A 24,946-nucleotide genomic window follows, 5' to 3' on the forward strand; every position below is an offset into this window, starting at 1 on the left:
CTGCTAGTCGTTCGAACTTTTGGATAAGCATCACATAACGCAGCCTCCTTTCACCAAAAAAGCCAACAGCCGATAACTGAAAGCCGATAACCAATTACACATGTTCATTAGAACACCAGTGGTGGCCAATTGCCAGCGAAAAGTGAACCATTTGCGAAACCGTTCCTCGGCGGAAGGGAGTTGCTCCCGTTCTGGCCAGAAATACGATCGCACGATGCACCTATGAAGAGAACGCTCACGCGTGCCCTGCTCTCCCCTGCCCTGGCTTAGTCGGAAGTCCAACGCGCTAGCACCAGATCGTTGTCGGCCGAATAGAGGATGGTCTTCGAGCGATCGGCCGATTGGTAAAGCTGCCACTCCACGGTTGCAGACAAGTTGGTCGCCAGGGTCGAGAACGCAAAGCACTCCCTAACGGCTTCGGCATCCGGAACCAAACTGGTGCCAGCGGTCCAGGTGGCTAGCTCATCTGGGGCGATGTCGGCGGCCACACAGATGTCGTAGTACAGGGGGCCTGGCAGGCGGTCGTTGGAGGGGTCGTGGTAGACGAGTGAGAAGTCGAGGTCGGTGCAAGGCAGCTGGCAAGTTAGGTAAGGAGCCAAGGCCGCCTGCTTCTCGGCGAGTGTTGTCATGGCCGAGCTATTGAGTCGCACGACCGGAGCTTTCTTCGTGCAGCCAGTCAGCGAACAGATTGCTAGCAGCACCAGAAGAGCCATGAATGATGAGCAGCGGATATTCGGCGTCATTAGCACTCCATCGAAGGCGAAGTTGCTAGCTGCATCGCTCGGCCGGAAAAGTCTTCCCATGTTGCCAGTCTTTCCTACGCGGATTCTTAGGTAAATTCGTTGCGATTCGCTCAACTCGCGCTGCACAGTTTGCCGATCTAGTACCGACAGCAGGCGAACCGTTGTGGAAGGACCCCGCGGTTTGCTAGCAGTCTGGCCCCCCGGCAGCAACGCAAGGAAGCGAACATGCACCGCCCGACCGAGATTATTCGATCGATACTCTGCACCTTCGTCATTGTCTCTACACTCTCGTCAGCGAGCAATGTTCTAGCGGAAGATGGTCCGTCGTTGAGCGATCGGCTCTCGCAGCTTCGTAGAAGCTGGACCGGCGAACAACCGCCGGCGGCCGAGCCCGCACCGCAGCCTCAGCAGCAAGCTGGTGGGCGTGACTTGTTCGATGTCCTGCGTGGCAAGCCCGAGCAGCCAGCCGCCCGCGTGGCAAGCGTGCCGGCCCCTAGTCGCCAGCGTGCGGGTAGCGTGCTGAGCAAGCCCCAGCAATCGGCCGTGTACGACATCGGTCCTGCCCTCGGCGGAGCCCCGCTGCGTACGCAGGCCAAGCCTGTGAAGGTGGCCACGCGTCCCGAAACCACCGCTACCCGTCATCACAGCGGCAACGATATTGCCCTGGATCTAATCGGCACGTCGGCAGATTCGAACGACACCAGTGGTGTTTCCACCACTCCGGAACCGGTCGCCAAGAAAGAACCCGTGGTCAGCGAGCCAGTCGCGCCGAAAGTCGACGAAGCTCCGCTCGCCGAGGTGCCTGTAGCCGAAGAACAAACCGAGGAGCCCGAAGAGTCGGGGTTCGCCTCGGCCGACGAAGCCGCTGAACTGGCGCTGAATCCGATTGAGCTTGCTCCGATCGCCCCGCTTGCTCCGACCACCGAGCCACTGTCGCCTAGTACCGAAACGGTTGCGGTGCCTGTGGTGGAGGAATCGGAAGCTCAGGCGGAGACCGAACCATCGGAGTCGCCCGAGCATCTGGCTTTGAACGCTCCCACACCGCAGGTGGTAGGTTCGGCTCAGGACGAGATCGACATCGACGAGTTCGATGCGGAAGCGACCCTGAATGAATGGAGCCAAGCCGCCCCAGCACCACCTGTGGTCGCCCCTGTAGAGCAAGAAGCCGACTCGAACTTTCCGCCGATCGTCGATAACGGAATGGCTCCCAATTCAGCCGACGCGGAGCAAGCGTTTACGGCTGCCCCACCAGCTGCCAGCAACTTGAACCAGCAGCCCTGGAGTACCACCCCGCTGGGAGTGAATACCCAAACGCCGGCTGGGTTGGACAACGAAAACGTATTGGTCAACGAGCAACTGCCGTTGATCGCTTCTCGCGTAGCGGGTCCAAAGACGATTTTGATTGGTCGCGAAGCCACCTATCGCGTGACTTTGGAAAACCGCGGTACGGCGGCTGCTAATCAGCTTTCGACCGAAGTCGTCGCTCCTGAGTGGGCCGACGTGATTCATACCACCGCCTCGGCCGGAACCGTACAACGCGAAGCGAGTGCCAACGGTGGCACCACCCTGCGTTGGGACGTCGCTTCGTTGGCCGAAGGTCGCTCGCAGACACTCAACGTAGTGCTTGTGCCGAAGACCAGCCAGTCGCTCAGCCTGGGTGTGAGCTGGCGTCATGCACCAGTGGCGACCACCACCATGGTCGAGGTGCAAGAGCCGAAGATCGAAATGGCCATCAATGGCCCGAACGAAGTCTACTTTGGTCGTCCGCAGAGTTATCACCTGTCGCTCAGCAATCCAGGAACGGGACCGGCCGAGAACATCGTGGTGCAATTGATGCCTCCCGGAGGTGGCCAGCCAACGAGCAGCTACCGTATCGATCAACTGGCGGCTGGTGAATCGAAGTCGGTCGATATCGAGATCACCGCTCGCGAGCCTGGCGAACTGGCGATTCGTGCGATGGCTGTTGCCGATGGCAACCTGCGTTGCGAAACCGCTCAGTCGATTTTCTGCCGCCATGCGGAACTGAACGTCGACTGGCGTGGACCGAATCGTAAGTACGCTGGTACCGAGGCGGTCTACTACTTCCGGGTTCGCAATCCGGGCACCGCTTCGGCCGATCAAACACAGTTCGTCGTCTCGCTACCTGCTGGTTTTGAGTTCCGCAGTGCCAGTGAAGGACATCAGTTCGATTCGGCGGCTCAACGCGTGATCTGGAACGTCGGCACGCTGCGTCCTGGCGACGATCGTTATCTTGAGTTGCGAGGTGTCGTGAATCAGGCAGGAGCCAACCAGTTTAATCTGTCGGCCTCCAATGGTGCGGGCGACGTACGCGATTCGGTAACCGCCTCGACCGACGTGGTTGCCCTGGCCGACCTGAAGCTCGACATCGTCGATCCCAAGGGACCGGTTCCTGTCGGCACCGAGATCGAATACGCCATTACGGTAACCAACCGCGGCCGTAGTGCTGCCGAGCAGGTGAACATCGTTGGCCTGTTCGCTCAAGGCATCGAACCAGTCGCCGCTCTTGGAGCCGAAGCGACCATCGCCGACGGCCGCGTGGGATTCCGCAGCATCGGCAGCTTGCCCGCTGGACAGCAAGTAACGCTCAAGATTCGTGCTCGGGCTCAGGCGGCTGGCACGCACTTGTTCCGTGCCGAAGTGCTGTGTCGCGACTTGGAGATCAAGCTGGCCGCGGAAGAGACCACGCGGTTCTTCCAGGACGATTCGCAGCCCGCAAACACTCCACTCGAGTCGGCCTCGCGGGCTTCGCGATTCGAGTAATCGACGAGTCACACGCAAATCGCAGGATTTACCAGCAGCGGCCGGGGGGGCTCGCTGCTGGTAAACCTGTGTAATGCCGCAAATCGACACTGGCCAGATCTGGCGTCCGGATATTAGAATTGGGAGGTTGTTATGTTCCTCTCCAATTCCCCGTTCATGGTTCGGTTCTTGGCTATGGCTCGAATGATTTGCCGCTTGCTAGGGACCATTCTGTTGCTGGTGGGTGCCTTCAGTGCATCGGCGCAAGCCCAGCAGCCGCCGAAGGTCACCCTCGAGCGGGCAGAACTCGGCTTTGCCGATCGGTACCGCGTGGGATCCTGGACCCCGCTCCGTTTGACCATCTCGGGCGGCGAGAAAACCGTGACGGCCATCGCTCAAGTGGCGGTGCCCGATAGCGACGGGGTCTACACCAGTGTGAACTCGCTCCCCTTTAGCCTGCCGGCCAAAGGAGTGACCAGCGTTGAATTGCTGGTACGCATCGGGCAGCTTGAGTCGCCGGTCGACGTGACGCTAATCAATCTCGAGCAAGGCCGGCGTTTGGCTTCGCGCAAGTTTTCGCCGAATCGCATGCTTGATAAGGGGGGCGTTGCTCATGGCGATCCCTCGACCACGCGGATGATCGTGGAAGTCGGACCGGTGCCGATCGGCGTAGCTTCGGCCGAAGCGGGAAAATCGAACGAGCTGTACTACACCCAGAATGTGGTGTCGCACATTAGTCAAGTCGAATCGCTGCCGACCCAGTCGATGGCTTACGAGTCGGTCGATACGGTGTTGCTCTCGACGAGCCGCCGCGACGATTGGACCGGCATGCGGGGCGACGATCCTCGCATCCAGGCACTTTCGGATTGGGTTCATAACGGTGGCCGCCTCGTGCTGTTCTGCGGCGAGAACGCCGATCTGGTGCTGGGAGCCAACGGCCCATTAACTCCGTTTGCTCCCGGTCCGTTTGCCGAGATGGTGACGATCGACTCGCTGGCACCGCTGATGAACTACACCGGCAGCAACGAACCACTGCCCGACCGGGGACGCATCAAGCGGGCGATCCCCACGTTCAGCCAAATCGCCGGCGATGTCGATCTGACCTTTGGCAGCCGCGAGAATCCGCTACCGCTGATCATTCGCCGCCGGGTTGGTTTGGGCGAGACCGTTTTCGTGGGACTCGACATCGATATTGCTCCGCTCTACGGTCCCAAGTCTTGGGGCGGTCGCGCTCAACTGCTCGAGAAGATCATCGCCCTGCCCGACGAAAAGCTCGACGACGAAACCAGCGACTATTACTACGACGGCCCAGCCGATGTGGCCCTGGCCATGCAGGAGCAGCTTGACGAACAGCTCGAGAACTCCGGCATTCGCACTCCCTCCTTCCTCGGCATCGCAGCCCTCGTGCTGTTGTACATCGTCGTGATTGGCCCTGGGGATTACTTCCTGGTCAAGCACGTGCTGAAGCGGATGGAGCTCACCTGGATTACGTTCCCGCTGCTCATCATCGGAACGTGTGCGGCCGCCTATTATTATGCCGCCTATCTCAAGGGCGACTCCATGCGGATCAACCAGCTCGAGATTGTCGACGTCGACAATCAAACGGGCATGACGCGTGGCACCATGTGGACTCACCTATTTAGTCCGAGTCCCGATCGATACAACTTCATCCCCGCGGTGAAGAGCCCATCCGGCGAGGCCGACACCACCGCCGAGTCGAACTTGGCCTGGCTTGGTCGCCCCGCAAGCGGCATGGGGGGCATGGCCACCGAGGCCGGCATGCTCGGCGGCCGACCCGATTATGGCTGGGGGACCGACCTCTCGCAGCTTAATGGGGTGCCGATCGAGGTCTGGTCGACCAAAACGTTTATTTCGCGTTGGGAAACCGAGACCGACGATTTGCTTGCGAGCGATTTGATGCGAACTCCCAACAATCTGGTGGAAGGGGAGATTACCAACGCGACTTCGGCGACTCTCGAAGATTGCCGACTCGTCTACGGCAACTGGGCGTGGAAGCTGGGCACTATGAATCCGGGCGACACAGTGAAGGTGGTGTCGACGGGAGCCAGCAACTCGTCGAGCGCCCCGCGTAAGCTGCGAAACATGTACAAGCAAGATCATGGATTCGACGTGGGAGCGAACTCGTACTACGAGAAGCAGTACTTGGTTCACAGTCTCGAACTCCGTGGTCTAGCCGAGATGATGATGTTCTACGACGCACTCGGTGGCCGGCGTTATACCCATCAGTGGATGCGCTACCAGCAATACGTCGACCTGAGCCACGCCCTCGATTCGCAAACCGCCATGCTCATCGGTGCCTGCTCCGCCCCGCGGAGCGAACTGGTGCGACTGAGGGGAGACGAAGCCGAGTCGTTACGCAACGAGAAAGACGTGTACGTGGTGATGTACCGTTACGTGCTGCCGGTCAATACTTCGGGCGAAGCGCCGGAAGAAGAGCCATCGTCCGACGAATAGCAAGCTATCCTCCAACCTTTGTTGCAACTCTCCAGTCCGGAACCCCAACCTGCGTAACTTGCCATGATCGAAATCCGCGGACTAACGAAGAAGTACGGAGAGTTGTTTGCCATCAAGGACATCAACCTCGAACTCTCGCAAGGAGATGTATTCGGGTTTATCGGTCCCAATGGTGCCGGCAAGACAACCACCATGCGTATTCTCGCGACGCTGCTGAACCCCACTTGGGGCGAAGCCTACGTTGCAGGGCATTCGATTTACACGCACCCCAAAGAAATCCGCCGCATTATCGGCTACATGCCCGACTTCTTCGGGGTGTACGACGACATGAAGGTGATCGAGTACCTGGAGTTCTTCGCGGCCGCGTATCGCATCCGAGGTGCCGAACGTCGGAAGATCTGCGAAGGAGTGCTGGAGCTAGTCGACCTTACTTACAAGCGCGAAGCGTTGGTCACCAGCTTGTCACGCGGCATGACGCAACGCCTTGGCTTGGCGCGGGTGTTGTTGCACGATCCGCAGGTGCTGCTGCTCGACGAACCGGCCAGTGGTCTCGATCCGCGTGCGCGTATCGATATTCGCGGGCTGCTAAAAGAGCTGCGAAACATGGGCAAGACCATCATCGTTTCGAGTCACATCCTGCCGGAGTTGGCCGACATCTGCAATAAGATCGGCATCATCGAGAAGGGTGAGTTGATTGTGAATACCGACGTCGAATCGGTGATGAAGCAGGTGCGTCAGCAGCTGGTGCTCAAGATTCGTGTAGCCGAGAACATGGAACAGGCGCTCGAGACTATCCGCTCGCACGCGCTGGTAGAGTCGGCTGAGATTGACGCGCGGGATATTACCGCCACGTTGGTGCCTGAAGCCGAAGATCCTAGCGACCTAGCCGCGACGCTAATCGCCGGTGGCTATCGCCTGACATTGCTGAAGGAAGACGAGATCAATCTCGAGACCGCCTTCATGGCTCTCACGAAGGGCATCACCTCGTAACGCCACTCGCTGGTAACTCAGCGAGGTATTGCAGCCAGCGCACTGCGCGGGAGTGTGACTCGCGGCGCTAAGTAGGGAGCGTCAAGCGCGGCTAGGGGGTAGGTCTTTGCCGTCGTCGTATTCAACGCGGTCTTCATCATGCCATAGCGGCAAACCACGCTGGGCGCGCTCGGCCAGCACATCTAGCTTGGCTTTGGTGCCAGGCATGGCTTTCGTGGCCGAGTATTCGTCGGCATTTAACGGCTGGGGCTCGAAGTCCCACATTCCCTCGCGTATTGCATCAAGCACTGAAACTTGTGACACGACCACATTCCTCCCATGGTAAGAGCCGGATACGTGGTGGCGGATCTCCATCGAATCAACACTCCTGAGCCACGCCCGCCAAACATGTGCTCGTGGAACTTCACCGTGAAAAAGTCGTCGGTGTTCAGCTACTGCGCGAAGTACCACACAAGTCGATTAGATAACGGATGGAAGCACTTGTGTCACCGATTTCCATCCAATGATTAGCCACCGCATGCTACGGATTATCCGAATCGCACTGCCAATGTCAAGAAAATTCGGCGAAATGAGCCTGCCTTTTGCGCATTGGGTGAAAACCGAAATCATAGACGACTTCTGGACTCTATTAGCGGAAAACTTTATCGTGAACAAACCCTTTCGTCAGTCGAGCGGGTTACATCGTTCAGGGGCCTCGCTTTGTTACACGTTCTGGCTCCTCGCGATCTTTTAAATCACGGAGGCACACTGCATGTTACAGCGATTTGTTCTCACCCTACTCATTCTCTCGCTTCCTCTCACCTCGCACGCAACGGATTGGCTTCGTTTTCGTGGCGAATCTGGCGCAGGCGTTAGCGACGATTCTGCTTCGGTGCCGAGCACGTGGAGCGACAGCGAGAACTTGAAATGGAAGTGCGAACTCCCCGGACCAGGATTGTCGAGTCCCATCATCGTCGGCGATAAGGTGTTCGTCACTTGCTGGACCGGATTCGCTGCCGGCGAGGGATCGTCGGACGATCAAAAGGACCTGAAGCGACTGCTGGTTTGTGTCGATCGCGCGACCGGCGCGATTGCCTGGAGCAAGTCGGTCGACGCAGTGCTGCCGGAGGACGACTACCGCGGCATGTTTGCCGAGAACGGCTACGCCTCGCACACTCCGGTGAGCGATGGCAAACACGTCTACTGCTTCTTCGGCAAGTCGGGCGTCGTCGCGTTCGACCTCAATGGCGAGCAGATATGGCAAACCAGCGTCGGGACCGAACTCGATGAGCGTCACTGGGGCTCGGCCTCGAGCCCGATTTTGTTCGAGGACAAAGTGATTGTGACCGCTTCGGCCGAAAGCAAGTCGATTGTGGCCTTGGACAAAGAGACCGGCAAAGAAGTCTGGAGCAAACCAGCCCCCAGCCTGGCCGGCACCTGGGGCACGCCGGTGATGGTGCAGGTCGACGACCAGCGGACCGACATCGTGCTCGCTGTTCCGAACGAAATCTGGGGTCTCAATCCCGAAGATGGTAGCCAAGTATGGCACTGCAGCCTGCCCAATAGTAAGTCCAACTCGTGCACCGCCAGTGTGGTGGTGAGCGACGGAGACGAGAAGATCGCTTACGTACTCGGTGGTCGCGACAGCGGTGCAGTGGCCGTGCGGGTGGGGGGCGAAGGAGACATTACCGAATCCAACTCGCTGTGGACTGGCACCGAGAAGGGCCGCATCAGCACGCCGGTGATTTACAACAATCGACTCTACTGGATTTCGAGCGGAGTGATCACTGTCATCGATGCCACCACACGCGAGCCGATCGACAAGCAACGCTTGGCCGGCGGAGCCACCCAGGGGGGCGGTCGTGGGCCGCGCGGCGATTACTCCTCGCCGATCGTCGCCGATGGCAAGCTCTACTACTTTTCACGTAGCGGAAGCGGTTACGTATTCAAGTTCACCGACGATGGCCTCGAGCAACTGGCAGTGAACAAGTTCGAATCCGACACTGGTGAAATCAGCGCTACGCCTGCGGTGAGCGATGGCCAGCTCTTCATTCGCTCGACGTCCACCCTGTACTGCGTCGAGTAGGCGTTCGCTTAGCTCTTAAACAACAGCAATATAAAAAGAGCCGGTCGAAGTGGTTGCCTTTTCAAGCATCCAATCGACCGGCTCTTGTTGTTTATCGCTGCTAAAGACCTGTGGTCTTACGTGTTACCAGTGTCCGTGGTAATGGTGCGGAACCGGTCCATGGTAACCATGGTAGACGCGAATCACGGGAGCGGGGCGGACATACACCGTGGGGGCTGGTACCACTCGCACGGTCGGCGGCGCCGGATTGATCGGCGTTGCCATCGTCACGCTGGCGGCCCGTTGGGCTTCCATCACCACGCGATCGCTCACGCCGGCCTGCTTGAGGCTGATCAGGCTGTTCGGGCTCATGTCGAACCGGCCACCGCGGGTTTGGATGGTGCTGATGATCAGGTCGTCGCTCAAGCCAGCTTGCGACATCTGAATCAAGTCGTAATTCGATACCGCCCGAGCGGCTACTTGGGCATTGGCGTTGGCCGCCATCGAGGTGCCGACGGCCACTTGTTGCATGTCGGCGTCGTCGCGGGCTTTGCCGAGGGTGTGCCCGGTGAGCGCACCTAGTCCGGCACCAATCAAAGCTCCCCCTTCGGCATTCTTCTTCCCGCCGATCAAAGCACCGGCGATCGCCCCGATGCCAGCACCAGTGATGGTGCCTTCGCGGGTGTCGTTGCGGTAGTAGCTATTGGGGGCCTGATAGTAGTACTCCTGATTCGGGTACTGAGCCAGGGCCGAGGTCATGCTCGACGCCGCTACGGCCACCCCCAGAAGTACTAATGCGGTCTTGGTTTGGAAGCTCGCCACGTTCATGGAACTGTCTCGCGAATAAGTGGAAACCCTATTGAGTCACTACTCATATCGGCCGCTGCGGTTCCGAGCAATAGAGATTCGCCCTCCGGATGCCCGGCTGGTAGCACTTGGGAAAGCTACGGTTTTCCAATCGTCCGAACTGGCTGCGAAAGCGTCCTGCGCGCCCCGATTTTGGCTCCGACCTGGTCAAAATGGCGAAAATAGGACGCGGATTCACTTTTTCTTAACAATTTGCGTGATTGTGGTGCCCTTTCTTCGGTCTTACATCGCATGGACCAAAGAAGCTGCTTGATGCTCCGATTTAACCACACGGAGCGCGGCCCTCACAGCTCACCAAGTAGCCCAGCTTGTCTTCCTTCGAGAATCACCACGCATCAGATTTACGGGACAGTGCATTGCTAGACATTAAAGGAATCATCGAGCAGGCGAACCGCCTATGGTCGACTCGCAGCCGTTCGACTCGGCGGACGAACCGCCACCAATTGCGACGCAACTTGCGCGTCGAAACGCTGGAGCAGCGCCAGTTGCTATCCGGTACCCAGGGCGACTTCAACAACGACGGAGTCGTGAGCCTGGCCGACTACACCGTGTGGCGCGACAATCTCGGGTCGCTTTACACCTCCGACGACTACCAGCTTTGGAAAACCAACTATGGCAAAGTAGTCTCCGAAGAAACTTCGATCGATCTAACTGGCACGTCGGCCACCGTCGACGGCAGCGGAGTCACGGTGGAAGGCTCGGTGATCACCATTACCGAGTCCGGCACCTACAACATCAGTGGTACCCTGACCGATGGCCAGTTGGTCGTCGATACCACCGATACCGAGCTGGTGACACTCGTGTTCAATGGGGTCAGTATCACCTGCAGCGATAACTCGCCGGTCTACGTCGCCAATGCCGAAGACGTTTTGATCAGCCTGGCCGCTGGCACGGTCAACACCCTTACCGACGGCGACGCCTACGATCTCGGCGCCGATACCGAGCCCGATGCGGCGTTGTTCAGTCACGACGATCTCGAGATCACCGGCAGCGGCTCCTTGGTGGTCAATGCCAATTACAGCATGGGCATCGTCAGCAAGGACGACTTCACCATCTCGGGCGGCAACATCAGCATCAATTCCGTGGGCCATGGGATTCGTGGTCGCGACTCGGTAGTCATCGAAGGTGGTACGATCACCATCACCGCCGGCGGCGACGGCATTCAATCCAATAACGACGAAGAGGCCACCGAGGGAACCATCACCATTCTCGGCGGTACGATCGACATCACTGCCGATGGCGAAGGCATTCAGGCCGAAACTACGCTTACCATTGTCGATGGCGACATCACCCTTCTCACCGGCGGCGGCAGCGATGTGTCGTCCGACAGTGGCAAAGGACTCAAAGCCGGCGTGACCCTCGAAATCGAAGGGGGCACGATCGAAGTCGACGCCTCGGACGACGCGCTGCATAGCGACGGCGACCTCTCTATCTCCGGTGGAACCATCACCCTGGCGACCGCCGACGATGGCATCCATGCCGAAGGGCTTATCGCTCTCAGCGGCGGCATGATCACCATCTCCACCAGCTACGAGGGAGTGGAGGCTGCCAACATCACCATCGCGAACACCACGCTCGATGTCACTGCGACCGACGATGGAATCATTGCGAGTACCGATGCGGGAACCACGTCGACCATCGTGATTTCCAGTGGTTCGCTGGTGGTCGAAGCGGGCGGCGACGGCATCTCGGCCGAAGCGAGCCTGATCGTCTCCGGCGGGTTGCTCATCGTTACTACCGGTGGTGGTAGCTCGCAAGGAGTCAGCGAATCGGAGAGCGCCAAGGCGATCAAGTCCGACGCGGTGCTCACCATCAACGGCGGCACCTTTATCATCAACTCGGCCGAAGATGGCCTGCACACCAATACCGTGCTCACCATCAACGGCGGTATCTTTACTATTGCTGCCTACGACGATGGAATCCACGGCGACGAAGAAGTAACCATCAACGATGGCACCATCAACATCACGACCAGCTACGAAGGGATCGAGGCCACCGACATTGTGCTTGCCGGCGGCACGATTCACATCGTCAGTAGCGACGACGGAGTGAACGCTGCGGGGGGAGCCGATAGCTCAGGCGGCACCACTGGTGGTCGTCCCGGCGGCGGTGGTGGCCCAGGTGGCGGAACCACTGGCAGTACCGGAACCATCACCATCACCGGTGGCTACATTGTCGTGAACGCAACCGGCGATGGTATCGATGCGAATGGCAACATCACCATGTCGGCCGGCACCGTGATCGTCAACGGCCCGACCTCCAGCGGTAACGGTCCCCTCGATTTCGATGGCACGTTTGTCATGACCGGTGGGTTCCTGGTTGCCGTAGGTAGCTCGCAAATGGCCCAAGCACCCAGTTCCACCTCCACGCAAGAGTACTTGGCCTTCAGTTACGGTAGTACCCAGGCGGCGGGAACCATGGTGCATATCGAAGATGCGAGCGGCCAAGACATCCTGACCTTTGTACCCGAGAAAGCGTACCAGTCGGTGGTGATCTGTTCGCCGCTGCTGGTTTCGGGATCCACCTACGATGTCTACTCCGGTGGCAGTTCCACGGGAGAGGAAGAAGATGGCCTATACATCGGCGGCCTTTACACATCCGGCACCCTGTTGGGATCCCTCACTGCGTAACGAGCCCCTTGCGTCGCCACCACCCGACGCTTTCCATAAGGTAGCTAGCGAAGCGTCAGGTGGTGGAATTCCAGCAACCCAACTGCACGATGCGGGCAGTTGGGTTGCTTCTTGCGCGGTCCCCTGGTTAAGAGGTGCGTTATTGAGGGCGTCGCTAGAGGGGGTATCAACTTGTTTAATTGGGGGACGTGGTATGGTCTAATGGAGGGTACTTGCATCGCAGAGTCCTGCGCGGTTGCAATGCGACTCTTCTGACCTAAATCAGCACCCGACGATATCGCTTTCGGAGTTTCCCCACCGATGAAATACGCACTGCTTCTTGTCACTTGTCTTGTTGGGTGTGTGTTGGCCGACGTGAGCCTGGCCGATCCTCCAGTTGATGCCCCGCGGATGTACTTTGCCGATAACGTGAGCGGCCGACCTTACTCCAAGGATCCCGCGGTGGTGCGGTTCCAGCAGAAGTACTGGCTCTACTATTCGGTACCGCCTTACGAGGGCAAGCCGACCCAAGGGTGGTCGATCGGCATCGCCACTAGCGAGAATCTCGTCGACTGGACCAAGGTCACTCGGCTCGCCAACACCGGCCCGGCCGAAGCCACCGGCTTCACTGCCCCGGGAGCCATCGTGCTTAATGGCCGCGTCCATTTGTTCTACCAAACCTATGGCAGTGGCCCGCGCGATGCGATCTGTCACGCCTGGTCGGACGATGGCATCCATTTCGAGCGGAACCCCTCGAACCCCATCTTCCGTCCCACCGGCAATTGGAACGTCGGGCGGGCGATTGATGCCGACGTGGTGCCGTTCGGCGATCGGCTGCTGCTGTACTGGGCCACCCGTGATCCCGAGATGAAGATTCAGATGCAAGGCGTTGCCGCCGCGCCGCTCGATAGCGACTTCGGCCGCGACGCTTGGAAGCAATTGAACCTGAAAGGTCCGATTCTAGAGCCAACCGTGCCGACACCTTTGGACGACCCCCATCTCGATCTGGCGTGGGAGCAACAGTGCATCGAAGCGGCCGCCATGGCCAGTCGCGATGGCAAGCTCTACATGTTCTACGCGGGAGCGTACAACAATGCTCCGCAGCAAATTGGGGTCGCAGTGAGCGACGACGGAGTGCACTTCAAGCGGCTTTCGGTCGAACCTCTCCTGCCCTGCGGCCAGCCCGGTAGTTGGAACTCCAGCGAGTCGGGGCATCCCTTCCTGTTCCAGGACGACGACGGCCAGGACTACCTGTTCTATCAGGGGAACAACGACCACGGCAAATCGTGGTACCTGTCGGTCGTGCCGATCGATTGGAAAGCGGGCCGCCCGGTGCTAGCGCCGGAGAAGTTGCCAAAGTAACCCGGCGCAAAGCCAAAGCATCGCATGTAGGAGCGGTCTCCGACCGCGATGGCTTTGGAGTTTTCTAAAGAGTGCTTTTAATTTGGCTTCCAAGGTCGCCGCTTGTGTTCACTGAACCAGTTCGTGCCTGGAGGAAGTGGCCATTTCTTCTTGAACTCAAATCCACCGAGCTGGCATTGGTAGACTCGCTGTACCAAGCGTTCTGAGACGGTCATCACCATTAGATAATCGACTAGTCGAAACACTACGGCATTTTTTAGAAGTGAGTGGCCTTGTTGAACAATTAGTCACAAACCTCCGTAAAAACTAACGTGGAATGGAACCACGTACCTTTTTTACGGAGATCGAACATGGCTACGAAAGAAAAACGAACCTACAAAGTCACGAACTGGAAGGAGTATAACAAGTCGCTCATCGAGCGTGGAAACATCACTATTTGGTTTAGCGACGAGGCGTTGGAGAACTGGGAACATCCTAACGACCAGACAAAAGTCGGTCGCCCTTTTGTCTTCAGCGATACGGCGATCGAGTGCTTGCTGACGATTCGCGAACTGCTGAAACTTCCCTATCGGCAGACTGAGGGATTCGGCCGCTCGCTGGTGGCGATGTTGGGCGTCGAGGCAGCGATTCCCAATTATTCTTCGCTCGCCAAGCGAGCCAGCAAGCTGAATGTTTCGCTCGATATCGCTAACAAGAGGGGCGACATCGATATCGTGGTGGATAGCACCGGCATGAAAGTGTTTGGCGAGGGCGAATGGAAGATGCGGACGCATGGCAAGTCGAAGCGGCGGACATGGCGGAAGCTGCATTTGTCGGTGAATCCTGACACCCGCGAGATTGTGGCGGAGATTTTGACCGAGAACAGTTGCCACGATGCCGATGCGGTTCCCGAAATGCTGGAGCAGGTGGAGCAGCCCGTAAAAAAGTTTCACGGCGACGGTAGTTACGACAAGTGGAAGGTTTATGAAGGGCTGGAATCCGAAGGCATTGAGCCGGTGATTCCGCCGCAGCACAACGCCAAGATCAAACAACATGGCAACTCTGCGGAGGAGCCTTTGCCCCGGGACGAGGCAATTCGTCAGATTCGACGCAAGGGGCGTAGGAGTTGGAAAGAGGAAGTGGGCTATCATCGTAGAAGCTTGGCGGAAACGACCATGTACCGAGTGAAACAAAGCTTTGGGAGCCATCTCAAAAACCGAGTATTCGAAAACCAACAAACGGAAGCCCGCTTGCGCTGTAAAATCATCAATCAATTCACCCAACTCGGGCTTCCACAGTTCGAGTGGAGTTAGTCAACAAGGCCTAACTGAACTACTACCGGCTGGAAGCCGGTAGGTTTGGAAAGAGTTCGTGAGCTACGGACTGAAGTCCTTCACTCACGAAGGCGTTACGCGGAAGTTATCTTCCCCGTCGCTGGGCTCCGTTCCCCGCTGACCCTGGATATACGCGGTGATCGCTTCCTCAGTCACACTTCCGCTAGACGCCACAAAATACCCGCGGGCCCACAAATGACGCCCCCAGTACTGCTTTTGCAGATGCTGGAACTCCATCAGAAGCTTTCGCGAGCTCTTGCCCTTGAGATACTGCATGATCTTGCTGGGCGAGAGATTCGGAGGGCATGACAACAAAACATGCACATGATCGGCCGAAACCGCCCCCTGCAGTATCTCAATATCGTTCGTCCGACACACCTCGCGCACGATTTCACGCACCCGTACCCCGACGTCACCTCTCAGGATCGCCTTGCGGTACTTCGTGACCCACACGAAATGGTATTTCAAATCAAAGCGGCTATGTGCTCCAGTCCGGTAACTATCCATCACAGTAGTATATGAACCTGAAGGTTTCGCCTGAAGGCGAGGGTTCTAACCCCATCGGTTGGATAAAAGAAATCCGCCCCATCCCAGGAAGACTCATCAAAGAAAATACCAACACGCTCTGCGAAACAGTCGTCGGGGGACTCACCTGGCGCCAATGCCCCTTTATTCTCATCAATCGGGCCACAACGCCCTGTAATACTCAAGCCCTTGTATCCGGGGCAGATTTCACCGGCTTTGTTGCGTAAAGCAAGAGGGTAGGTTGACCAGCCAGTAAGGTGATGATTTCGAAAGATTTCTTGAACGCGAGGACTCAAGTAAAACCAAGTCACAGTACGACCACGAGCAATGTCTTCTGGCTCGGGCGTTCCCATCCCCCAGTTGGCACACAAAGGACCTTCCGGCGTCCATTCTCCACGCAGCAGTTCATATTCTGGGGTGTCGTCGGCAAGATCAGCGTAGAAGCACTTATTTCCCATAGGTGCTTGTTGCATGTAGTACAGGTGGTCGAAACCTGGAAAAGTCTTAGTATTGCCAGTCAAAGCCGAACCTCTCTGATAGTTTCTTTCCGAATCCGATGATCTCATCCTGCGATCTTGGTTTATCTAAGAACCCTTCCCATGCCTTCTGGTATTTTCCGCTTGCGGCACGATGGGCGCCTTCCCACTCGATGCTCTGGTTCCCAAACCTGCGGGCAAGCTCGTCGGTGTCCTCACTGGTCCGCAGCCAACCTCCAAGTTCATCAATGAAGAGACTCCAGTCGCTCTGCCAAGGTGCTTCGGTCGATTCGCTCATGCTCTATCCCCAGGGGCCGAATGTGCCATTGTCGATTGCCCCGCCCAATCTGTCCGCGGCACCTTGCAAGAGGTCGGCAACGTCACCATCCGACAACCCACCGGCCCGGACTTAGTCTTCAATCCGACCGAGTTCGTCCAGGACCGCTTTGTTGTACTGAGGGTGACCACCTATGTGGTCTGTCGGGTCAACCAACCGTCCGTTGTTGGCGACATTGATGTCAAACCCACCTCGACGGCCCCGTTCCAACAGATTGCCGAACTTCTTCTCTGCTTCAAGCGGAATCAGGTGGTGAGCGACCTTGCCGGTTCCTTCTTGTCCAAGTGCTTTGCGAAGGGCGGCTCTCGCAGCGTCGTCATTCAGTGCCTTTACTGGGGCACAACCAATATTATGCACCAACGCGCCGTGTTCGGCTACACAGTAAACGTGCTCGCCCTCGACGGTCAGGTTCGCTGGCGCGGTGGGTGCCGGGGGTTCGGTTGAGGCTCTCGACGGTGAGCGGGCAGGCGAAACGCCAAATCTACAAGAGAGGTAATTCGCGTTCAATTCTCTCCACTAACTGCTCCGGCTTGTAGACTTGCGCTTTCTCCAATCCTGCAATTTCTGATGGATCAGCCGGTCGCATTTCACCATGATGATAGATGCGATACTTGCTAGGATTGATAATGTCTTGAATATACCGTGGCGGAGCCCAGGCATCCTCGGAGTCGTCAAAAGGAATATTCCCAATCGTAGGCCAGTTGCCCTTGGTGATTGCAGTATCGAAGCATCCAACAACAAACGCGATTGATAAGTCAACTAACTCTTCGATCCTGACATGGCTTCGAAACTTCCTGGAGAATATTCCGATTGAACTTTCTCTGTAAAGCCGTCCGGCTGCAAAATTGCCATTGCTGAGCGGTATTTCAATAACGTCGCCTATTTTTCCCGCTGTTCTGATCACCTTATCGATCCCCAAACTCGTCTATGGCATCTTGAATGTACTTGTTGCGATTCTTGCTGCGAGGGCTGATTGGTTGTATTTGTTCGGTTGCCACTCCCAATTCTTCAAACTTGTCTTTCAATAGTTGTTCTCGTCCCCGGATAGCACTGCCTAAGTCCGATATTTGATCTAATTCCAAGGGGCCTAGATTGCGATGATGAACAGATTTTCGTTTTGCGAGGATCTGCTCGGCTGTCATATCCACTCCACTAGAACGCCCTGAATACTTCTTTCCTGGATAATCGAGGGCCTCAGCTGTGTAAGCTACGTGTTTGCGAGCACTACAACCATTATTATGCACCAGCGCGCCAAGCGAGGCCACGCGGTAGACGTGTTCTCCCTCGACGGTCAGGTTGTAGACGCGGTGGGTGCCGGGGGCTCGGTTGAGGCTCTCGACGGTGAGCAGGCCGTCGATGCCTTCGAGGGTGTCGCCCCGGTTTAGCTCGGCGGCTGAGACCCAGGCTTGGTCGTCGACGCGGTAGAACTTATGCCAACCGGTGGTGCGGACCGACTCGGCGGCGCCTGCATCGGTAGTAAACGTCAGGTCGAACAGTTCGTGGTGGTATTGTCCGTCGAGGTGCACACATTCCTTTTCGCCTTGGCACTCCCAGCTACCGAATAGCGGAGACGGACTTGATTGCCCCCCGGTGTCGTCTAACCAGGGGAAACTTGCGAGCCGGGGAAGAATCGGCGATCACAAGCGGTTGTTCCCAAACGGGATACATGGCTTGGGAAAAGAACTTTGGCCGAGAAAGCCATATCGCCGCGGGCACCGCGGGCGACCCTGCTCCAGAACTTTTGCTGGAGCGGAAAGAGAAAAAAGTGGAGCCGGCCGGGCTCGAACCGGCGACATCTAGCTTGCAAAGCTAGCGCTCTCCCAACTGAGCTACGGCCCCATGTGAGAAACGGGAGGCCAGGGGTTCGAAGTCAAAATCCTTGCGGGTTTTGGCTACCAACCTCTGGCCTCGAGCCTCTCGGGAGTGGGTGCGCCAAGACTCGAACTTGGGACCTCAGCCTTATCAGGGCTGCGCTCTAACCAACTGAGCTACGCACCCGAGGGTCGACGGGGTTTTAACCGTCGAGTCCAGTATTTTAGGGCGCTGGCGTGGCTTGTCAAAGGGTGCCGGGTGGCATCCGAGGCCTCCAGCGGACAAAATTTGGTGGATTCTCCGGCACAGCCGGACTTGCCAGCATTCCCCAGTACTGACCTAGCAACAGACGCCGAGGTTCGATACTTTATTGCCCCAATCTGGCGGATTCCTGCCGGTAGCTAATCAACCCGTCCACTTTCGAGGAATTTGACGATGTTACATCATCGCCCCTGCCCTTTCCCCACCCTTCTGACGACGATTTCCGCTGCCGTAGCCTTCGTCTGCTGCCCGAGCGTTCGGGCGGCCGTGCCGACCGTGCAGCAGGCCTTGTCGCTCAAACCGATTCAGTCGAATGTCGACTACGACAAGCCATCGGCGGCCGACGCGGGAAACTGCACCATCCAGCCCGGCAAGCAAGATGGCAAGACCGCCTGGATCGTGCTCGACCCGAGCGGCGCCATGCTGCGGTACTTCAAGGACTCGAACGGCGATAACGTGGTCGACCTGTGGTGCTACTACAAGAACGGCCTGGAAGTGTATCGCGACATCGACGCCGACTTCGATGGCAAAGCCGATCAGTACCGTTGGTTCCACACCGGCGGCACTCGCTGGGGTTTGGACAAAGACGAGAATGGCAAAATCGATAGCTGGAAGCAGATCTCGCCTTACGAAGTCGCGGAAGTTGCGATCGAAGCGATCCAGAAGAACGACGCGAACCTGTTCAACACCTTGCTACTCGGCAGCGGCGACGTGAAATCGCTTGGCCTCGGTTCCGAACTCGAACAGCAAGTAACCACCAGCATTCGCGAAGCCGAATCGAAGTTCACCCAGTTCGCCAAGTCGCAAAGCGTGATCAACAAGCAAACGCGCTTCCTCGATTTCGGCGCCGCCCGCCCGGCGTTGGTTCCAGCTGGCACCAACGGTTCGACGAAAGACATCGAAGTCTATGAGAACGCAGCTGCCTTGGTCGAAAACGGCGGCAACCCCGAACAGGTTTACCTGGGCGCGGTCGTGAAAGTCGACAACACCTGGCGTTTGCTAGGCTTGCCGCAGACCGGCGACGCTTCGGCCGTCGCGAGCTTGTTTAACATTCCCTCGGCCGATCCCCTGGGTTCGGTAGCGGCAACCAACGCCCCCACCGAGGAGATGCAAACCCTGATGACCGAACTGGAGAAGCTCGATAGCAACTTCAGCAGCGATCCCAAGCAACAAAACGCCGACATGAAACGGCGGATCGAGATCATGCAGGAACTGGCCAAGATGAGCCCAGCCGGCAACGATCGCGAACAATGGCAACGCCAGTTGGCGGATATGCTGAGCGCTTCGGTTCAGACGCTGCAGTACGACGAAGCCATCGACGACCTGAAGAAGCTCGCCGAGCAGCTCAAGAAGGACAACGCCTCGAAAGAACTGCAAGCGCACGTGGAGTTCCGTCGCCTGTGGTCCGACTACATCAAGGCGGGTAGCGATCCCAAGGCCGACTACACCAAGGTACGTGACAGCTGGGTGGAATCGCTCAAGACCTTTGTGAACGACTATCCGAACTACACCGACACGGCCGAAGCCTTGCTGCAACTCGGCATGGAGCAGGAGTTCGCGGGCGAAGAGAAAGATGCCATCGAATGGTACGGTAAGCTCGCAAAAGACTTCCCCAAAACCGACGCGGGCCAGAAAGCCCAAGGAGCGATTCAACGCATCGACTCCATCGGCAAAGTGTTGCCGCTCTCGGGCAACGCGATTGGTGGCGGCAAGGTCGACCTCACGAGCTATCGTCGCAAGTACGTGCTGATTCACTACTGGGCCACCTGGTGTGAGCCTTGCAAGGAAGACATCGAACAGCTGAAAAAGCTGCACGCGGCCTACGCTCGCCAGGGCTTCGACATCATCGGGGTGAACCTCGATAGCAACGTGAAGCTGGCCGAGCAGTACCTAGCTAGCAATCGCACCCCTTGGAAGCACGTTTACGACGAAGGAGGCCTCGATGGGCGCCTGGCAAACGAGATGGGTGTGATGACTTTGCCGCTGATGATCTTCGTCGACGATGAAGGAAAAGTGGCCAATCGCAACATGCACATCTCGCAGCTTGAAGACGAGCTGAAGCGAGTGATCGGCAAGACTCCGCAAATGAGCCGCCGATAGCATCGGCTGAAAAGCTTCTAGAAAAACGAAAGCCCGCTCGATTCAAAATCGAGCGGGCTTTTTTTATGCCATGACTACAGGCAGCAGTCGCTACCAAGAGTAGCGGCGATTATTGCGGCCACCGATGCCGCAACCAGGGGTGTCGGACTTACGACGTCGGCGGCGACGCAGCGCGTGCACCGAACGTTTCCGCTTGTATTGAATCTGGGTTCCGCAGTGGTAGTTATCGCCAGTCTCAACTTCGTCGATCATGCAGTTTCGCAAAGCGTAGTCGAGGTGTTTGCTGCCGTAGTTCATTAGTCGATCATCCCAAAGTGCAAGTTGCCAATCTTAGGCGAAGCGAGTCCGCCGTCGATGGCGAAGCTCACACTCCGACTGATAGCAATGCAATGCCCGTGCCAGTCGTTAGATTTCAAGTTGGCAATTTCGCAATTGGTGTTTTCGGGCGTTGAAACCGCGATTCGGGCGAAGTTTCTCTCGAAATCCTCCGGCTTTGGTCGAACCACCAAGTCACGCTCCCGACATTTCCTCCCCGTTGTGGTGAGCATGGGATGATTCGCCAAAAACAGCTGGATAGAAGCACGTTTTCGCGGAACGACTTGCTTACGGTCGACTTCCCTAGAAGCTGGCAGAGTGGCCAGGTTTTCAAAAAGCCCTTTGATTCCAGGGCTTTTGAGTTGGGTCACAACAATAGGGAAGCAAATTCACCAAAATGGTGAATCGCTGGGGGGGTGAAACGCGCGTACCGAGGGCGGTGCTGGCTCCATTCGCCTGCCCAAACTTAGCCCCAATTCCACCGACACTACACCGCCCGCTCCAAAGCGGAGCGTCCGTCGTAGGCCGAGGCAAAACACCAAGCCTCTGGGGCTTGGGGATGCGATACGTTGGATCACAATCGTTATAAAAACCCCGTGTACCGAGATTTGCGACTACCTGGAATACCTACTCCAGCAGGGCGAACATGCTGGAAGCGTTCCGTTGGTTCATGTAGCGGATGCCACCCCATTCCGGAGCGACTCAAAGGCCCACCGAACCACAACCAGCTGCCAGCATGGGCTTTCATCGAAGCTGCCGGGCAACCAGTTGACCAAAATCTAAAGCAATCGATGTGCCGAAGTTCCCAGCCGTTGCAAAAAACCGCAAGTCGCTCTGACGTTGACGCTAGGGTGCGTAGACCCTATTCTCCGGCCATCCTCTCCCCTCCTACTTATTGGCATAGAAAGAACCTGCATGGACGCTGTTCTGAATGCTCACCCCGGCGTATGGCTGGCGGTGCATCTGGCTGGAATCATCCTGGCCGTTTCGAGTCGCAATCACCTGAAACCAGTGTGCGCTGTCTGCACGAGTTTCCTGCTCTCGATCACCATGGGCGTCGTGGCCGTGATAGCCGTGGTAGGGTTTTTGTCGCAACAATCGTTCTGGGCCGCCTCGGGATGCACGCTGGGATTGATGGCCGTGGTGGTGTGCATAGAGCGCACTGGTTTCGAGCCCGATCGCCTGCTGCAATCCATCGCTCAGGGCGACGACATTCATCGCTAAGAGCCTCGCGTGCTAGCACTCCGCGCGAAATGACCGGCAAAACCGGAAAAAAACTCCCCTCCGTTAGCATCCGGTGCCGAAACCAATAGCGTCGCATCGTCCTCGCACCTATTTGCGGTGGTCGAGCGTATTACATCGTCTATTGCTCGAGTCCCGACTTTCGGGTCGGGCCGTAGTTAGTACCGCAGAGAGTATTGCTGTACTGACTCACTTGAAACCTAGGAGGGGGAAAATGGGAAGGCGTTCGATTCATCTCGTATGCGCCTGCGCAATGTTGGTGGCATCCGCAACTGCGGTGAAGGCCCAAACGCCGGAAGACACCGCCATGGCGCAGCACGTGGCCCGATCGATTAAAGAGAGTGGCCAACTTCAGAACTATCGTCTCGGTGTGAAATACCAAGACGGTGTCGCCTGGTTGCTGGGCTCGGTTACCAGCGACGAACAGCAGCAAACTGCTGTGAAGCTTGCTCAGAACATCGAAGGTGTCGAGCAAGTCATCTGCAAGCTGGAAGTCGAAGGCATGGCTACCGACCAATTGGTGTCGCCTGCGGCTCAAGTGGTCGAGACTCCTGCACCTGTTCAGGAACGTCTCGCTGCCATGCCAATGCAGCAAGCTCCGATGCAACCTGTTGCTGGTCCGGCCCCTGTGGCCCCACGCCAAATGGCTCAGATGCCTCGTCCGATGGCACCTGGTCAGGCTACCGCGATCCGCACTGCTAGCAACCAGGGCCGTCCGATGCCCGCTAGCTACTGCAACGGCTGCACCAATGGGTACCCAGGTGGTGGCATGTCGCCACAACCTTCGGGTTATGTTCCCAACGGCGGTGCAACTGGCGTAAGCTACGACAACGCTCACATGCCTGGCTACGCCTGGCCGAGCTACGCTGCTTACCCGAACTACGCTGCGGTCACCTACCCCAAGCAGTACTCGCCTACCGCTTGGCCTTACATCGGCCCGTTCTATCCGTATCCCCAGGTTCCCCTGGGATGGCGTAAGGTCACGCTGGAATGGGACGACGGTTGGTGGATGCTGGACTTCAGCCACAGCAAGTGCCAGTAAGCCTAGCGGCATACAGCCAGATAACGTACAAGCTCGGTCCTTCCCTCGCGGAAGGGCCGAGTTTTTTTGTGCGCAATGGAATGCTAGCTACATGCCTGGTTGGAAATTGCAGATTATTTCCAGCAAAATCCAAACAACCCGCAAGATTGACCCAGATTATCTCGATACCTATAGCATGACCTCGTTTCACCACCCTGGTTGAAACGGTCGCTTTTCGCTCCCAACAGCATTCAAGCATTCAAAAGGTTGATCCATGCAACGGACCATCCGCTCATCTCGCCAACATTCCAAGGCCGTTATGCTGGCCACCGCCAGCGTAATCGGTTTCATCTCCTTGACCTCCAGCGGTTGCTTCTGGGGTTTGCAAACATTGGGACCGAGCCTCGGCATGGCTTCGATTCCAGTGCCAATCAGCCCTTACTACCAGAAGAAAAAGGAAGACGAGTTCCATTACAAGGAACGTTACGGTCGTGTGCCAATTCTTGGCCCCAACACGTCGGGTAACGAACCGGTTGCGCTCGATCCTCCGAGCGACGACGAAGTAATGATCGCCATGGAAAAGGCCAATCAGGTTCAAGGCAACCTGCCGTTCCTGTACGAGCGTAATCGCAACAACGTTCGCATCGTGAAAGAGAAGATTGCCGACTACATGGATCCACCACGCGTGTACCCTCTGATCGGCCCTGCTCAACAACATCACGCTCACTATAAGTGCACCATCTACTACACCGACGTACGCAACATTGGCTGGCCTGTGCCTCACCGTCTGGTCGATGAAGATGCTCGCGAAGTGGTTTACGTCGACCACAACCACCTTCACATGGTGGGCAACGTGGAAGATGGCGGTGCTGCCCAGTTCTAACGCGACTTCTCGCCAGAGACTGCTAGGCTGACACAATTGAAAATTACCACTAGCCTCGCCACTCGTTGGTCGAGGCTAGTGCTATGTAAAGCGAGGCTGTAATGCTTGCCACACAAACTGCCACCGAAATCCCTACACAAAGTCTGCTGGATATGGCACTCGCCAGCGGCCTGACGTTGTGGCCGATCGTCGTCGCGTCGTTTGTGATGTTGGTAGTGGTATTTGAGCGATTGGTGAGTCTACGCCGTAAACGGGTGGTGCCGAAACCTTTCATCCACTGCTTTCTTTCGCAAGTGGCCGATGGTTCGCTCGATCGCGACGAAGCCCTGGAGTATTGCGAAGACGACTCGAGCCACATGGCCCGAGTGTTCGCCGCTGGGGTGCGTAAGTGGGGTAAGCCGGCGGTGGAAGTCGAGCAAGCGATTCTCGACGAAGGCGAACGCACCGCGAATATGCTTCGCAAGTACCTGCGGGTGATCAATGGTGTCGCGACCGTAAGTCCACTGCTTGGTTTGCTCGGTACCGTCTGCGGCATGATCAAGGCGTTTAACGCCATTGCCAGCGGCGATGGCATGGGCCGCCCCGAAATGCTTGCCGGCGGCATCAGCGAAGCGTTGCTCTCGACAGCTGCCGCGCTGTTTGTCGCGATTCCGGCTCTGATTCTCTACCTGTACTTCGTTGGTCGAGTCGACACGCTGGTCATGGAGATCGACAACAACGGTCAGCAATTGGTCAACCTGATCTCGGCCGAAACGAATCAAAGCAAAGGTCGCAAGAAAGCCGCTTAATCCATCGAGTCACCTTGCTTACG

At 57.4% G+C, this 24,946-nt stretch carries 22 protein-coding genes and 2 tRNA genes; 12 read left to right on the forward strand and 12 right to left on the reverse strand.

The window, feature by feature from the left end; all coding sequences use genetic code 11:
• Positions 1-266: 266 nt before the first annotated feature.
• Positions 267-803, reverse strand: a complete 537-nt coding sequence (locus tag Pan181_RS11365) for a hypothetical protein (protein ID WP_145246923.1) — start codon at positions 801-803, stop codon at positions 267-269.
• Between the two features lie 165 nt (positions 804-968).
• Here Pan181_RS11365 and Pan181_RS11370 point away from each other — a divergent pair, with 165 nt between their 5' ends.
• The 3 genes from Pan181_RS11370 to Pan181_RS11380 all read left to right on the forward strand — a co-directional run bounded on the left by Pan181_RS11370 (position 969) and on the right by Pan181_RS11380 (position 6,968).
• Positions 969-3,524, forward strand: a complete 2,556-nt coding sequence (locus Pan181_RS11370; protein WP_145246924.1) for a CARDB domain-containing protein — start codon at positions 969-971, stop codon at positions 3,522-3,524.
• Between the two features lie 174 nt (positions 3,525-3,698).
• Positions 3,699-5,978, forward strand: coding sequence for a hypothetical protein (locus Pan181_RS11375; RefSeq protein ID WP_145246925.1), 2,280 nt, complete (start codon positions 3,699-3,701; stop codon positions 5,976-5,978).
• A gap of 63 nt (positions 5,979-6,041) precedes the next feature.
• Positions 6,042-6,968, forward strand: a complete 927-nt coding sequence (locus Pan181_RS11380; protein WP_145246926.1) for an ABC transporter ATP-binding protein — start codon at positions 6,042-6,044, stop codon at positions 6,966-6,968.
• An 81-nt stretch (positions 6,969-7,049) separates the two neighbouring features.
• On the opposite strand, the gene Pan181_RS11385 is transcribed toward Pan181_RS11380, so the two are convergent.
• Positions 7,050-7,271 (reverse strand): hypothetical protein, encoded by a 222-nt coding sequence (locus Pan181_RS11385; RefSeq protein WP_231943812.1) that lies wholly within the window; start codon positions 7,269-7,271, stop codon positions 7,050-7,052.
• Positions 7,272-7,719: 448 nt separating this feature from the next.
• On the opposite strand from Pan181_RS11385, the gene Pan181_RS11390 reads away from it, so the two are divergent.
• Complete coding sequence (locus Pan181_RS11390) at positions 7,720-9,033, forward strand: outer membrane protein assembly factor BamB family protein (RefSeq protein WP_145246927.1); 1,314 nt, start codon at positions 7,720-7,722, stop codon at positions 9,031-9,033.
• Positions 9,034-9,156: 123 nt separating this feature from the next.
• Here the strand turns inward: Pan181_RS11390 and Pan181_RS11395 are convergent, their stop codons facing one another.
• Entirely contained in the window at positions 9,157-9,834 is a 678-nt protein-coding gene (locus Pan181_RS11395; protein ID WP_197529174.1) for a YMGG-like glycine zipper-containing protein, read from the reverse strand.
• Between the two features lie 401 nt (positions 9,835-10,235).
• On the opposite strand from Pan181_RS11395, the gene Pan181_RS11400 reads away from it, so the two are divergent.
• The 3 genes from Pan181_RS11400 to Pan181_RS11410 all read left to right on the forward strand — a co-directional run bounded on the left by Pan181_RS11400 (position 10,236) and on the right by Pan181_RS11410 (position 15,142).
• On the forward strand, positions 10,236-12,509 hold the full coding sequence (locus Pan181_RS11400) for a carbohydrate-binding domain-containing protein (RefSeq protein ID WP_197529175.1): 2,274 nt from the start codon (positions 10,236-10,238) through the stop codon (positions 12,507-12,509).
• Between the two features lie 300 nt (positions 12,510-12,809).
• The gene (locus tag Pan181_RS11405) at positions 12,810-13,850 is read left to right on the forward strand and encodes a family 43 glycosylhydrolase (protein WP_145246930.1); all 1,041 of its coding nucleotides are present in this window, start codon (positions 12,810-12,812) and stop codon (positions 13,848-13,850) included.
• A gap of 350 nt (positions 13,851-14,200) precedes the next feature.
• The gene (locus Pan181_RS11410; RefSeq protein WP_145244898.1) at positions 14,201-15,142 is read left to right on the forward strand and encodes an IS5 family transposase; all 942 of its coding nucleotides are present in this window, start codon (positions 14,201-14,203) and stop codon (positions 15,140-15,142) included.
• 84 nt (positions 15,143-15,226) lie between these two features.
• On the opposite strand, the gene tnpA is transcribed toward Pan181_RS11410, so the two are convergent.
• The 8 genes from tnpA to Pan181_RS11450 all read right to left on the reverse strand — a co-directional run bounded on the left by tnpA (position 15,227) and on the right by Pan181_RS11450 (position 18,499).
• Complete coding sequence (gene tnpA / locus Pan181_RS11415) at positions 15,227-15,670, reverse strand: IS200/IS605 family transposase (protein ID WP_145246807.1); 444 nt, start codon at positions 15,668-15,670, stop codon at positions 15,227-15,229.
• Positions 15,670-16,209 carry a hypothetical protein gene (locus Pan181_RS11420; RefSeq protein ID WP_197529176.1) on the reverse strand — a complete coding sequence of 180 codons (540 nt, stop codon included), beginning with the start codon at positions 16,207-16,209 and terminating at the stop codon, positions 15,670-15,672. The genes tnpA and Pan181_RS11420 overlap by 1 nt, the downstream gene beginning before the upstream one ends.
• A complete protein-coding gene (locus Pan181_RS11425) occupies positions 16,193-16,462 on the reverse strand; it encodes a hypothetical protein (protein WP_145246932.1) in 270 nt (89 codons plus the stop codon). Before Pan181_RS11425 ends, Pan181_RS11420 begins: the two co-directional genes overlap by 17 nt.
• A gap of 111 nt (positions 16,463-16,573) precedes the next feature.
• Entirely contained in the window at positions 16,574-16,858 is a 285-nt protein-coding gene (locus tag Pan181_RS27010) for an AHH domain-containing protein (RefSeq protein ID WP_197529177.1), read from the reverse strand.
• Positions 16,859-16,982: 124 nt separating this feature from the next.
• The gene (locus tag Pan181_RS11435; RefSeq protein WP_197529178.1) at positions 16,983-17,405 is read right to left on the reverse strand and encodes an Imm26 family immunity protein; all 423 of its coding nucleotides are present in this window, start codon (positions 17,403-17,405) and stop codon (positions 16,983-16,985) included.
• Between the two features lies 1 nt (position 17,406).
• The gene (locus Pan181_RS11440; protein WP_145246936.1) at positions 17,407-18,132 is read right to left on the reverse strand and encodes a Hint domain-containing protein; all 726 of its coding nucleotides are present in this window, start codon (positions 18,130-18,132) and stop codon (positions 17,407-17,409) included.
• Between the two features lie 135 nt (positions 18,133-18,267).
• Positions 18,268-18,340: transfer RNA gene (locus Pan181_RS11445), tRNA-Ala, on the reverse strand.
• An 85-nt stretch (positions 18,341-18,425) separates the two neighbouring features.
• A tRNA-Ile gene (locus tag Pan181_RS11450) sits at positions 18,426-18,499 on the reverse strand.
• Positions 18,500-18,748: 249 nt separating this feature from the next.
• Between Pan181_RS11450 and Pan181_RS11455 the strand changes: the two genes are divergently transcribed.
• Entirely contained in the window at positions 18,749-20,674 is a 1,926-nt protein-coding gene (locus Pan181_RS11455; protein ID WP_145246937.1) for a thioredoxin-like domain-containing protein, read from the forward strand.
• 90 nt (positions 20,675-20,764) lie between these two features.
• Here Pan181_RS11455 and Pan181_RS11460 read toward each other — a convergent pair whose 3' ends face one another.
• Positions 20,765-20,971 (reverse strand): hypothetical protein, encoded by a 207-nt coding sequence (locus tag Pan181_RS11460; protein WP_145246938.1) that lies wholly within the window; start codon positions 20,969-20,971, stop codon positions 20,765-20,767.
• Positions 20,972-21,904: 933 nt separating this feature from the next.
• Between Pan181_RS11460 and Pan181_RS11465 the strand changes: the two genes are divergently transcribed.
• The 4 genes from Pan181_RS11465 to Pan181_RS11480 all read left to right on the forward strand — a co-directional run bounded on the left by Pan181_RS11465 (position 21,905) and on the right by Pan181_RS11480 (position 24,923).
• Positions 21,905-22,213 (forward strand): hypothetical protein, encoded by a 309-nt coding sequence (locus Pan181_RS11465; protein ID WP_145246940.1) that lies wholly within the window; start codon positions 21,905-21,907, stop codon positions 22,211-22,213.
• Positions 22,214-22,484: 271 nt separating this feature from the next.
• Entirely contained in the window at positions 22,485-23,273 is a 789-nt protein-coding gene (locus Pan181_RS11470) for a BON domain-containing protein (RefSeq protein ID WP_231943814.1), read from the forward strand.
• 388 nt (positions 23,274-23,661) lie between these two features.
• Positions 23,662-24,135 carry a hypothetical protein gene (locus Pan181_RS11475; protein WP_231943815.1) on the forward strand — a complete coding sequence of 158 codons (474 nt, stop codon included), beginning with the start codon at positions 23,662-23,664 and terminating at the stop codon, positions 24,133-24,135.
• Positions 24,136-24,236: 101 nt separating this feature from the next.
• Positions 24,237-24,923: a MotA/TolQ/ExbB proton channel family protein gene (locus Pan181_RS11480; protein ID WP_145246943.1), complete on the forward strand. Its 687-nt coding sequence runs from the start codon at positions 24,237-24,239 to the stop codon at positions 24,921-24,923.
• Positions 24,924-24,946: the final 23 nt, after the last annotated feature.

It is taken from the genome of Aeoliella mucimassa (assembly GCF_007748035.1).
GTDB classification, from domain to species: domain Bacteria; phylum Planctomycetota; class Planctomycetia; order Pirellulales; family Lacipirellulaceae; genus Aeoliella; species Aeoliella mucimassa.

What these genes read in the sequence shown, in the direction of transcription:
- Pan181_RS11365 (WP_145246923.1), bottom strand. Translation starts at nt 803, where the DNA reads ATGGGAAGACTTTTCCGGCCGAGCGATGCAGCTAGCAACTTCGCCTTC.
- Pan181_RS11370 (WP_145246924.1), top strand. Translation starts at nt 969, where the DNA reads ATGCACCGCCCGACCGAGATTATTCGATCGATACTCTGCACCTTCGTC.
- Pan181_RS11375 (WP_145246925.1), top strand. Translation starts at nt 3,699, where the DNA reads ATGGCTCGAATGATTTGCCGCTTGCTAGGGACCATTCTGTTGCTGGTG.
- Pan181_RS11380 (WP_145246926.1), top strand. Translation starts at nt 6,042, where the DNA reads ATGATCGAAATCCGCGGACTAACGAAGAAGTACGGAGAGTTGTTTGCC.
- Pan181_RS11390 (WP_145246927.1), top strand. Translation starts at nt 7,720, where the DNA reads ATGTTACAGCGATTTGTTCTCACCCTACTCATTCTCTCGCTTCCTCTC.
- Pan181_RS11405 (WP_145246930.1), top strand. Translation starts at nt 12,810, where the DNA reads ATGAAATACGCACTGCTTCTTGTCACTTGTCTTGTTGGGTGTGTGTTG.
- Pan181_RS11410 (WP_145244898.1), top strand. Translation starts at nt 14,201, where the DNA reads ATGGCTACGAAAGAAAAACGAACCTACAAAGTCACGAACTGGAAGGAG.
- tnpA (WP_145246807.1), bottom strand. Translation starts at nt 15,670, where the DNA reads ATGGATAGTTACCGGACTGGAGCACATAGCCGCTTTGATTTGAAATAC.
- Pan181_RS11425 (WP_145246932.1), bottom strand. Translation starts at nt 16,462, where the DNA reads ATGAGCGAATCGACCGAAGCACCTTGGCAGAGCGACTGGAGTCTCTTC.
- Pan181_RS11455 (WP_145246937.1), top strand. Translation starts at nt 18,749, where the DNA reads ATGTTACATCATCGCCCCTGCCCTTTCCCCACCCTTCTGACGACGATT.
- Pan181_RS11460 (WP_145246938.1), bottom strand. Translation starts at nt 20,971, where the DNA reads ATGAACTACGGCAGCAAACACCTCGACTACGCTTTGCGAAACTGCATG.
- Pan181_RS11465 (WP_145246940.1), top strand. Translation starts at nt 21,905, where the DNA reads ATGGACGCTGTTCTGAATGCTCACCCCGGCGTATGGCTGGCGGTGCAT.
- Pan181_RS11470 (WP_231943814.1), top strand. Translation starts at nt 22,485, where the DNA reads ATGTTGGTGGCATCCGCAACTGCGGTGAAGGCCCAAACGCCGGAAGAC.
- Pan181_RS11475 (WP_231943815.1), top strand. Translation starts at nt 23,662, where the DNA reads ATGGCTTCGATTCCAGTGCCAATCAGCCCTTACTACCAGAAGAAAAAG.
- Pan181_RS11480 (WP_145246943.1), top strand. Translation starts at nt 24,237, where the DNA reads ATGCTTGCCACACAAACTGCCACCGAAATCCCTACACAAAGTCTGCTG.